8 protein-coding genes and 1 pseudogene are annotated in these 11,750 nt (G+C 38.7%); 5 read left to right on the top strand and 4 right to left on the bottom strand.

All coding sequences use genetic code 11. The features are described from left to right. The first annotated feature begins 228 nt into the window (after positions 1–228). Positions 229–1,047 (top strand): AraC family transcriptional regulator, encoded by an 819-nt coding sequence (locus CF596_RS13390; protein ID WP_096902758.1) that lies wholly within the window; start codon positions 229–231, stop codon positions 1,045–1,047. Positions 1,048–1,074: 27 nt separating this feature from the next. On the opposite strand, the gene CF596_RS13385 is transcribed toward CF596_RS13390, so the two are convergent. Beyond that, positions 1,075–1,671 (bottom strand): LysE family transporter, encoded by a 597-nt coding sequence (locus CF596_RS13385; protein WP_074163998.1) that lies wholly within the window; start codon positions 1,669–1,671, stop codon positions 1,075–1,077. A gap of 426 nt (positions 1,672–2,097) precedes the next feature. Here CF596_RS13385 and CF596_RS13380 point away from each other — a divergent pair, with 426 nt between their 5' ends. From CF596_RS13380 to CF596_RS13370, 3 genes are all read left to right on the top strand, one after another. Then, positions 2,098–3,261 (top strand): efflux RND transporter periplasmic adaptor subunit, encoded by a 1,164-nt coding sequence (locus CF596_RS13380; RefSeq protein WP_032073150.1) that lies wholly within the window; start codon positions 2,098–2,100, stop codon positions 3,259–3,261. Further along, positions 3,258–6,362 (top strand): multidrug efflux RND transporter permease subunit, encoded by a 3,105-nt coding sequence (locus tag CF596_RS13375; protein WP_270915313.1) that lies wholly within the window; start codon positions 3,258–3,260, stop codon positions 6,360–6,362. The genes CF596_RS13380 and CF596_RS13375 overlap by 4 nt, the downstream gene beginning before the upstream one ends. A gap of 113 nt (positions 6,363–6,475) precedes the next feature. Then, positions 6,476–7,990 (top strand): MFS transporter, encoded by a 1,515-nt coding sequence (locus CF596_RS13370; RefSeq protein ID WP_032073148.1) that lies wholly within the window; start codon positions 6,476–6,478, stop codon positions 7,988–7,990. 103 nt (positions 7,991–8,093) lie between these two features. On the opposite strand, the gene adeS is transcribed toward CF596_RS13370, so the two are convergent. Together adeS and adeR are read right to left on the bottom strand one after the other, a co-directional pair. Further along, positions 8,094–9,200: a two-component sensor histidine kinase AdeS gene (gene adeS, locus CF596_RS13365; RefSeq protein ID WP_032073131.1), complete on the bottom strand. Its 1,107-nt coding sequence runs from the start codon at positions 9,198–9,200 to the stop codon at positions 8,094–8,096. Continuing rightward, positions 9,190–9,918 (bottom strand): efflux system response regulator transcription factor AdeR, encoded by a 729-nt coding sequence (adeR, locus tag CF596_RS13360; RefSeq protein ID WP_032073130.1) that lies wholly within the window; start codon positions 9,916–9,918, stop codon positions 9,190–9,192. Before adeR ends, adeS begins: the two co-directional genes overlap by 11 nt. A gap of 296 nt (positions 9,919–10,214) precedes the next feature. Between adeR and CF596_RS13350 the strand changes: the two genes are divergently transcribed. Further along, complete coding sequence (locus CF596_RS13350) at positions 10,215–11,540, top strand: ISNCY family transposase (RefSeq protein WP_096902756.1); 1,326 nt, start codon at positions 10,215–10,217, stop codon at positions 11,538–11,540. Positions 11,541–11,674: 134 nt separating this feature from the next. On the opposite strand, the pseudogene CF596_RS14635 reads toward CF596_RS13350, so the two are convergent. Beyond that, a pseudogene (locus tag CF596_RS14635) lies at positions 11,675–11,750 on the bottom strand (IS1 family transposase); the annotation flags it as partial.

Raw genomic sequence — 11,750 nt, 5'->3', positions numbered from 1 at the left:
TTAGTTTAACTTATAAAAATCATGAAACACTGTTCGAATTTTAAGCGTGGAACATGAATAATCAATAAAAAGCCGCTCTGCTGGTGCCCTATATTTCAGAACGGCTTGCTTTAATATAATGATATTTAAAGAGAAATATCAAGCATTACGTATAACGTGTATTATGTTAATTTTAGGAAAAGTGAAAAATAATCTACAATAGAATCTACGAAAAATTGGCCATCAATTATGCCTGATTTCTCCAGTGGAAATAATTGGATTGTGAGATCCCCCACTCAAAATCATAAATTAGAAAGAATTGAAGCATTTCTTTCCAATTATGCTTATAAACCTCACCGACATGATACTTATGCTATTGGCAGGACTCTTTCCGGAGTTCAAAACTTTCATTACAAAGGTACATTGCAACATAGCTTGCCAGGCATGACTATGGTTCTACACCCGGATGAAAAGCATGATGGTGAATCAGGAACATTAGATGGCTATCGCTATAGAATGATTTACACCGAACCAGCGATGATCCAAACCATTTTAAAGGGTAAACCTTTGCCTTTTATCAGACATGGCTTAAGTAATGATATTCGCCTGTTTAGGGCAATGGATAGCTTTCTAAATAATATAAATAATTATATGGATACCCTAGAAGAGGAAGATGCTCTATTTGATTTGGCAACTACACTGTGTGAAATTTCAGATACTTCATCTAACCAAAACAAAAAATTTGACTACAAGGCAGCAGAGAGAGCGCGTGAGTGTATTTTGGCGTATCCACATGAAAACTTAAGTTTGTCAGATTTAGAGAAACATGCTGATCGTGACCGCTGGAGCCTTTCTCGTGATTTCCGATTATTATTTGGAACTAGCCCACACCGTTATATGATCATGCGTCGCTTAGAAACAGTTAAGTTCTACCTTGCTCAAGGGGAGTCTATTGTTAATGCTGCTTTAAATGCAGGCTTTTTTGATCAGAGTCATATGACCAGACATTTTATAAAAACATTTGGTTTAACTCCCACTCAATGGAAAATGATAAATATTAAAAGATAGCCGTTCGATTTGAACGGCTAATTTGTCCTACAGCAGATTTATTCCATTAAGAAAATCTTTGAACATAAAAAGCCCTGATAAAATCAAGAGTATACCCATCAGCTTATTTAGCCGATTAAACCAGATAGGATTAGCAATTTTGTTGCCTAATACTTTTCCAACCAGAGCATAGGTGAATGGTGCGCCAACAGCACCAAGTGAAATCAGTAAAGAAACTATCAAGATCATGATTCCTGTGATTTTGGCTGCAGGGTACATAATTGTCGTAACAGGTAGAATGACGAGAATGGCTTTTGGATTTAATAACTGAATAAATAAGCCATTTAAGAATGTTAGATGGCTTTCTTGCTGTTGAGTTGTTTCTACATTCGCCCTAATCATTTTTATAGCCAAGTAGAATGTATAAATTGCACCCGCTAAAGCAATATAATGAATCAATCCATGTGGAATAACAGCTTCACCTATATAGCCAAACAATACGAATAAGATCAACATGGCGAAACCAATGCCTAGGTAAAATCCTATAGTCTTTTTTAATTGACCTGTAAGGCCAGAATTTAGCCCCATAAAATTTACAGGGCCTGGGCTATACATAACGCTTAATGTATAAAGAAATATTTCCACAGAGTTCACTCAATTAGATAGCAATAAACATCAAAGAGAGAACGGTATCGAGTTATAGGCCTTAAAGATTGTACGTTTGTGCTGAACTAATTAAAAATTTCTATTTAACTTATGTTCACCTAAAGTTCACTTCATAAGTGTATAAAGAAACTATGTATTGTATTTTCAATTGCTTATATAAATATTAGTCTTGGTTTAGAATTTTAAAGTTCATGAACTATGAGAAAAAACTAAGATACGATCAAAATTGTAGAACAACAAAATTATTTATACTAATTTACAAGCCACGCTGTTTAAGCGTGTCATTAAAAAATAAATCTTTTAATCTCTCCACACAATCTCCACACAATCTCCACACAACATCAGCAATTCATAAACACTGCTATTTCAAAATAGTAGTATCTAAAACCCCCCCTCTGAAAAAGCATGTCAACACATTATCATTTAATAGGTTCAATACTTATTACAACTGTACTTTTAATCGGCTGTACACAAGCCAAAGATGCTGAACAGTCCCCAACAGAAATGCCACCAGCGGTTGTCAGTACCATCACGGTATTACCGCATTCCATGAATTTAATTGAAAATCTTCCAGGCCGTGTTGTCGCTTACCGTATTGCTGAAATTCGCCCGCAAGTAGGTGGAATTGTTGATAAAGTACTTTTTAAGCAAGGCTCTTATGTGCAAGCAGGTCAACCGCTTTTTAAATTGAATTCTGAAATATTTCAGGCAGATGTAAAAAGCAATCAAGCCACTTTAAACCGTGCACAAGCTGAGGTGACACGTTTGCAGGTGCTGTTAAAACGCTACACTGAATTAGTAAAAGTAAATGCGGTTAGTCAGCAGGAATACAACAATACCGAAGCAGATTATCAAAAAGCAAAAGCCGATGTGGCGCAAATGCAAGCCATGTTAAGCAGACAACAACTTAATCTTAAATATGCGACTGTTACAGCCCCTATCTCGGGAACGATTGGTGAAATCTTAGTGACTGAGGGTGCATTAGTTGGTCAAGGTGATACTAATGCAATGGCCGTAATACAACAGATTAATAAAGTCTATGTTGATGTAAAGCAATCAATTAGTGATTATGAAAAACTACAGGAAGCTTTACAGCAAGGTGACGTGTCAAATACCAAACATACGGTTGAAATCCTAAATAGTCAGGGTAAACCTTATAACGTTACAGGTGAAATCCTATTTTCGGATACTAAAGTTGATCCTGATACGGGTGATGTCACAATCCGTATTTTAGCCAATAATGAAAATCAAAAACTTTTGCCAGGCATGTATGTTCGAGTCAATATGAGCCGAGCTCAAGTTGAAAATGCGCTCCTAGTTCCAGAACAAGCGATTCAACATGATATTAGTGGTAAAGCCAATGTTACGATTGTTAATCAAAAAGGTTTAGCGCAAAGCAAGCCTGTTCAGCTTGGTCAACGTTATCAAAATAACTATGTGATCAAACAAGGGTTACAAGCAGGTGAGAAAGTCATTGTTGAAGGGGCTGATCGTATACAGCCTGAGCAAAAATTAAAAATTAAGCAGTGGCAACCTACAAATATTAAGGAAAATGGAGGACAGCAATAATGTCCCAATTTTTCATTAGGCGTCCTATTTTTGCATGGGTGATTGCTTTATTTATTATTCTGTTGGGTGTACTAAGCATCCCCAAGTTACCTATTGCACGATTCCCAAGTGTTGCGCCACCACAGATTAGTATTACGGCAATCTATCCAGGTGCTACGCCAAAAACATTGAATGATAGTGTTGTGACCTTGATTGAGCGGGAAATGTCAGGTGTCAAAAACTTACTTTATTACAGTTCAAGTTCAGATAGTTCTGGAACAGCAACAATCACCGCAACATTTAAACCAGGTACAGATGTAGAACTTGCACAAATTGATGTGCAAAACAAAATTAAAGCCATTGAGTCACGCTTACCTCAAACAGTGCGACAACAAGGGCTGATGGTCGATGCTGCGTCGTCTGGTTTTTTAATGATGGTGGGCTTAAGTTCACCGAATGGCAAATATAGTGAAATTGATGTCAGTGACTATATGACTCGCTATGTGATTGAAGAATTAAAGCGGGTTGACGGTGTTGGTAAAGTCCAAAATTTTGGTGCTGAAAAAGCCATGCGGATTTGGGTCGATCCAGATCGTTTGGTTTCTTATGGATTGAGTATTCAAGATGTGAATACAGCCATCCAAAACCAAAACTTGCCGATATCACCAGGTCGTATTGGTGATGTTCCTGCTTTGACGGGGCAACAAATTACTATTCCTTTAACTGCTCAAGGTCAATTAGAAACTGTAGAGCAATTCAAGAAAATTAGTTTACGTGCTCAACAAAATGGCGCCAATGTTCGACTGTCGGATGTCGCTCGTGTCGAAATCGGGGCACAGATGTATAACTTTGCGATTTTAGAAAATGGCAAAGCCTCTACAGCTGTGGCGATACAAATGAGTCCTGGTGCCAACGCTGTCAAGACTGCAGAAGGTGTTAAAGCGAAAATTGAACAGTTAGGTTCAGCACTGCCTGATGGTATGAAATTCTCTATACCTTACGACACTGCACCTTTTGTAAAAATCTCGATTGAAAAAGTAATCATGACATTGCTTGAAGCTATGGCATTAGTTTTTATTGTCATGTTTATCTTTTTACACAATGTTCGATACACCTTAATTCCGGCGATTGTTGCACCGATTGCATTGCTTGGCACATTCTCAGTCATGCTGCTTGCTGGTTTTTCGATTAATGTGCTGACCATGTTCGGTATGGTGCTTGCGATCGGGATTATTGTCGATGATGCGATTGTGGTCATTGAGAATGTTGAACGCATTATGGCGACAGAAGGCTTATCTCCAGTTGAAGCCACATCTAAAGCCATGAAGGAAATTACCAATCCGATTATTGGCATCACCTTAGTGTTAGCCGCTGTATTCTTGCCGATGGCATTGGCGTCAGGCTCAGTGGGGATTATCTATCGTCAGTTCACCATTACCATGTCGGTTTCAATTTTATTCTCAGCTTTCCTTGCACTGACATTAACCCCTGCGTTATGTGCAACGATGTTAAAACCGATTGATCAAGACCATCAGAAAAAGGGTGTTTTTGCATCGTTTGATCGCAGTTTTGAGAAGCTGAACAATCGCTATGAACGCAGTTTATTTAAAGTAATTAAACATAAAACCCTCGCAATGTTATGTTTCTTAGGCATTGTCATTGTGCTGATTTTTAGTTTTAAACACGTTCCGACTGCGTTTATGCCAGAAGAAGATCAGGGGTGGTTTATGACTTCGATTCAACTTCCTGCGGATGCAACTCAAGAACGTACCCGTAAAGTCGTTGCTGAGTTTCAAAATTATTTAGACCAAGAAACGGGGATTAAAGACAATATGGCGGTCTTAGGTTTTGGTTTTAGTGGATCTGGTCAGAATACAGCGATGTATTTTACCAATCTATTGCCATTCGAAGAGCGTACTATTACGGCACAAGAAGTCGTGAATAATGCCAATATAGCGATGGCTGAAAGTTCAGAAGGTCAAACCATGTCTGTGTTACCACCAGCAATTGATGAATTGGGTAACTCATCTGGTTTTTCACTGAGATTATTAGATCGTGGCAATATTGGCATGCCTGCTTTAAGAGAAGCACAAGATCAGCTTTTAGCATTAGCAGCACAAAGTAAAATCGTGGCGGAGGTCTATCCTGAAGGTTTGCCAGATGGCAGTTCTGTACAGCTTAAAATTGATAGAGATAAATTGCAGGCATTAGGTGTTAATTTCAGTGATGTGACCGATATTATTTCAACCTCAATGGGTTCGATGTATATCAATGATTTTCCAAATCATGACCGTATGCAGCAAGTCATTGTGCAACTTGATGCCAAATCACGCATGAGTATTGAAGATATTCTTCAGATTAAGGTGAACAGTCAAAGCGGTAAATTGGTTTCAATGTCTGAAATAATTACTCCAATTTGGCAACATTCCCCACAACAATACAATCGTTACAACGGTCGTCCATCATTGAGTATTTCTGGCAGTCCAGCAGCAGGTATATCTTCAGGACAAGCCATGACTGAGATGGAAAATTTGATTGAACAACTTCCGAAAGGTGTGGGTTATGAGTGGACTGGGATTTCTCTAGAAGAAAAACAGTCGGAATCACAAACCTTGTTTTTATTACTGTTGTCGATGTTAGTCGTTTTCCTTGTCTTGGCAGCGCTTTATGAAAGCTGGTCAATTCCATTCTCTGTGATGCTAGTTGTCCCTCTAGGGTTGATTGGCGCCTTTTTAGCAGTAATGTTACGTGGTATGCCAAATGATATTTTCTTTAAGGTCGGCATGATCACGATTATTGGTCTATCTGCAAAGAATGCTATTTTGATTGTTGAGTTTGCAAAAGCACTAAGAGAAGAAGGAATGGGTTTAGTGGAGGCAACCGTTGCAGCCGCTAAATTGCGCTTACGTCCAATCCTAATGACATCTTTGGCATTTACCTGTGGCGTTATTCCTTTAGTCATTGCCAGTGGCGCTAGTTCTGAAACTCAAAAAGCGATTGGTACAGGCGTCTTTGGCGGCATGATCAGCGCAACAATTCTAGCTGTTATTTTTGTACCGATTTTCTTTATTGTCGTCATGAGCATGGTTGAGAAATTCTCGAAACGTAAAGCGGCACATTAAGCATCAAAACTGAGAATAAAAGCTGTGGGTTAACGAGTTTAGCCCACAACAAATCTTTCATTTACATCTTTATTTCAGAATTGATTTAATAAACCATCAATATAGGTTTAATCATGAAAGCTACCAATCTTGATCCGAAACGCTGGTGGATATTGCTCGCTGTCGTGCTTGCATTTCTGCCGATTGTGATTGATATGACTGTACTGCATGTTGCGGTTCCCTCATTAACCCAATCGCTGAGTGCCACAAGTAACCAAGTCTTATGGATTATTGATATTTATCCATTACTTATGGCTGGACTTTTAGTTCCGATGGGAACTTTGGCTGATCGTGTCGGCAATCGTAAGATTCTGCTGATTGGCTTGGTTATATTTGGAATTGCCTCAGTCCTTGCGGCATTTTCCCAAACGGCTTCTATGCTGATTGCCGCACGTGCTTTATTAGCATTAGGCGGTGCCATGATTATGCCCTGTGTATTGGGTATTATTCGCAGAACCTTCGAAGACAGTCGCGAACGTGCCATTGCGCTGGGTATTTGGGGCACAATCGGATCAGCCGGTGCCGCCATTGGACCGCTCATTGGTGGGGGATTGTTAGAATATTTCTGGTGGGGTTCAGTTTTCCTGATTAACGTCCCAATCATGCTGGTTGTCGCACCAATGTGCTATTTCTTATTGTCCCGAAAAGAAGCTATAACCCCTGGACATTGGGCATTTGGTCAAGCGCTATTGCTGATTGTCGGTTTGATTTCGTTTGTATATGCACTAAAAGCAGGCTTAGGCGGTAAACAGTCGTTGTTGATTGTCTTGCCTTTGGTCGTTTTATCTATCGGCTTATTAACCATATTTGTACGCAAACAGCTGAATTCTCCTCAGCCGATGCTAGATCTTTCGCTATTTTCACGTCCTGCTATTTTAGCCGGCATTATTATGGCAATGGTTGCTGCAGGCGCTTTGGCAGGGGTTGAGTTAACTTTGGCAATGGAGCTGCAATATGTCATTCGTTTAACACCGCTGCAAGCCGGTCTTTTTATGGTTCCGATTATGGTTGCGGCCGCTATTGGCGGGCCTATTGCTGGTTTTTTATCCAATAAATTTGGACTCCGTCTGGTTGCGACCATGTCATTAATATTGGCAGCAATTGCGTTGGTCAGTTTGAGTTATTCAGATTTTCATCATCCGGGAATCATCGTTCCCTTTATTTTAGCTTCGATTGGATTAACACTGAGTATTGGTTTAACAGCTTCATCCATTGCGATCATGGGCTCAGTACCTGCAGAAAAGGGCGGTGCGGCAGGTTCACTTGAAAGTACAGGTTATGAACTGGGTACAGGACTAGGTATTACTTTATTTGGTGTTTTCATGGCCTATATATTTGGCAGTCATCTTCAAGTGCCGTCAGATTTAACTGCTGTTTTAGCAGAAAAAGCCAGACTTTCGATTGGTGATACCTATTTAGTGGCGAGCCAGTTACCCGTTGAACAAGGTACAGCATTGATTAACGCAGGTAAAATTGCCTTCAGTTCAGCTCATGTTAATTTATTATTAACAGCAGGGATTATCATCGGGATACTCTCCATTGTGGTATTTTTTATGCTAGCTAAATATCGAGATGAGAATTCATTGTGATGAAATTTATTTGAGGATCATCAAACAGAATGGTTAAGTTCAGACATCAATTTATCTTAAATTTATGGTTTAAATTAAGCCGTATTAATCTGAACTTAACACATTATAAATGAGTTGATGTCTTACGATTTAGTTGAATAGTAAAACAGCTGCCACCTAAGTTTTTGGATTTAGAATAATAAATATGACCTTGGTGTGCTTCAATAATTGCATCAATCACTGCCAAGCCTAATCCAGTACCGCCATCTAGACATGATCTAGAGTCTTCCAGTCGATAGAAGGGTTTGAACAGGTGTTTAAGATGCGATTCATCAATACCAGGACCTTCATCTTCAAACGTCAATACCCAATGTTCTGCTGTGGTTACAGATGTAATATTTATTTTTCCAGCATTCGAATATCTTAGAAAGTTAGAGAACAATGCAATAAAGACCTGTTCCATCCTTCTTATATCAACGCAAACCAATTTATCCGTCAAATTTAAAACAATAGTTAAACCTTTAACATGAAACCGTTCATTAAACATCTGCAGACATTTTTCAATACTATTTTTTAAATTGGTCTTTTCTAGTTCTAATCGTAATTGTTTATTTTCAATAAGTGTCAGTGTCCGTAAATCTTCCACAAGGTAAGATAAGCCTTCGACTTGGTTCAATAAGCTTAGGTGTAAAGCTTTATCGGCAATAAATATACCATCGACAATACCTTGCAAGCGACCTTGTAATATTGTCACAGGTGTTCGTAATTCATGTGCAATTGCAGCATTCCAAACAGTTGAATTCTTAACTGATACTTCAAGTTGGTTTGCCATTTCATTGAAGTTCTCAATAAGAGACTTGATTTCATGTGGAATATCATGATGTGGCTGTTTAATTCTGAGTGCTAAATTGCCTTGTTGAATTTGTTGAATAACATCTGCTAAATCACTAATTGGCTGTGTATAGCGTTTTCCATATTTAAAGGCGAGGATAGTAGAAAGAAAAAAGCCTGTTAATAGCACTAAAAACAGCCAGATAAAGTCAACGGAGGTAACTGAAAATTCATTTGAATTAATAACTTGTGTATTTAGAAAACCTATTTTTATCGCCCAGCTATAAACAAAATAGCCAATCATGAAAGATAACAGCGTAATGCCTAAATTGAATAGGCTCATCATGATAATAAACTGGAAGTTAATTCCAACAGAATTTTTAAAAAAGTTAAATTTCATGATTTTGATCTAAGCGATACCCCACGCCACGGACATTGATTAATAAGCCATTTACATCATTTTCTTCAAGTTTTTTGCGTAATTTGCTGATATGGCTATCTACAGTGCGATCTAAAGCATCACTTTCAGGCATACAGTTTTGGATCAATTCATTACGTGTAAAGACTTTATTCGGTGTTTTTGCCATCAAAAACAGTATCTTATACTCAGTTAACGTAAGGTTGAGCAACTGATTTCTTTGACCATTTGAAATGTAAACTTGATGATGATCTGGATTAATTTCAATATTTCTATAACGAATAATATTAGTTATTTCCATATTTTGGCTTGTACTTCGTCTAAGTACGGCTTGTATTCGTGCAATCACTTCGTTTGGGTTAAATGGCTTAATAATAAAGTCATCAGCACCCATTTTTAGCCCCATGATCTTATTCACTTGATCATCTAAGGCAGTCAGCATAATGACAGGTAAATGACTTGTTTGACGGATGATTTGTAGAATTTCCCAGCCATTTAGTTTGGGTAATTTAATATCAAGGAGAATCAGGTCGATAGAGTTGGCTTTTAGGCACTCTAAAGCTTGTTGTCCATCCAATGCACGGATGACCTGCATGTTTTCATTTTTTATGTATTTTTCAAGAATGTCACCAATATCATAATCATCTTCTACAACGAGAATGACGCTGTTTTCGAAGCTGTGCTGTAGATTTGGATACATATATTTTATCTTAGATGAAGTAGCTATGCATTTTAACATTTAATTGTGTAATGGAGATGATTAGACGAGCAGTCATTTATATTTGTAATTGAGGGGTGACATATAATAAAATTCGTTGCATATCAGTATTAATGAACAAAATGTCAATTATCATTCATTTAACATAATGGCTGTTATACGAAACGAGAGTGTAACTCCAAAATAGAAATGTCCGGTTTCTCCAAAGTAAAAATGTCCGCTTTTAGAATATGCGCTGTTGCAATTTTCTTAGCGGACGGTTTGATATGTTGGTGTCTATGTCGGATAAAGAACTTAAACGATTGTCGGTCTTGCAAGAAATCTGTGATCAACGCATAACCCAGCCCCAGGCTGCTCAGCTACTTCATATTTCAGAACGTCAGATCAGACGTTTATTGCAAAAATACAAAACTCAAGGTCCAACTGCATTAGCCCATGCTGCACGTGGCCAAATCAGCAATTCCAGGCTTCCTGAAGAGCTCAGACTCAAGTGCCTCAATCTGGTCGCTGAACAATTCCATGGTTTCGGACCCACTTTAGCGCATGAAAAGCTCACCACCGTTCATGGCTTTGATATTTCAGTTGAAACACTGCGTTCCTGGATGATTGCAGCAGATCTGTGGATTCCTCGCGCCAAGCGCCTGAAACGCCCGTATCAGCCTCGTTACAACCGGGATTGCTTTGGTGAACTGATCCAAATTGATGGCTCACACCATGACTGGTTTGAAGGACGCGCTGCTAAGTGCTGTTTGCTGGTGTTTATCGATGATGCGACAGGAAAATTGCAGCATTTACGCTTCTGTGAATCAGAATCAACCTTTGACTATATGATTTCAACACGTTTATATGTCGAACAGCACGGTAAGCCTTTAGCGTTTTACAGCGACAAACATTCAGTCTTTAGAGTGAATCAAAGCAGCAAGAAAGACACCAAGATTACCCAGTTTGGACGTGTACTCAGCACCCTCAATATCGATATCATCTTCGCCAATTCACCACAGGCCAAAGGCCGTGTAGAACGGGCGAATAGAACGCTTCAGGACCGTCTGATCAAAGAAATGCGCTTGGAAGGCATCTGTTCGATTGAGCAAGCTAATGCCTGGCTACCCTGCTTCATTGAGCAGTTCAATCAGAAGTTCGCCAAGATGGCTTTTAATCCTAAGAATCTACATCGGCCTATCACTGAAACAGCCGAAGAATTAGATGATATTTTTACTTGGCGTGAACCCCGCAGAGTCACCAATAGCCTGACGATTACTTATGATAAATGCGTATATCTCCTGGAAAACACCGAAGAAAATCAAAGGTTGATCGGTAAGTATCTTGAGTTCCTGGAATACCCGGATGGTACTGTAGCCCTCATGCATGATGGCCGAAAGATCAATTACAGCCTCTTCGATAAATTAAGTCAGCTGAATCAGCGAGAGATTGTTGAGAATAAACGGTTGAGTGCTGTTCTGAATCATATCCAACAACAGCATGAAGAACTGGAACAGCAAAACAAACGTAATCGTTCTCAAAAGATGCCAAGCAGACGTGCACAGAAAACAGCGATTGAACAACGAAATCTAAATCCTGTGCTTGACTTGGAAATGTCCATATAGGACATTTCTATTTGGTTATTAGGTAGGACATTTCTACTTGGGAATAACAGAGAGTGTTAGAACCCATTTAAAGTGTCTATATTCTCACCAATAAAAATGTCCGGTTTCTCCGAGGTAAAATATGACTTTTGAACAAAAATAAGCCATTGTTTATTCTTTTTATTTCCAACAAAATTCCAGAACTCATCTACTTCGAGAGATTCATAATGA

The sequence above is a fragment of the Acinetobacter sp. YT-02 genome (assembly GCF_002412355.1).
Classification (GTDB): domain Bacteria; phylum Pseudomonadota; class Gammaproteobacteria; order Pseudomonadales; family Moraxellaceae; genus Acinetobacter; species Acinetobacter towneri.
Note: the sequence above shows the minus strand (reverse complement) of the source record. Positions and strands in the feature narration are given on the sequence as shown.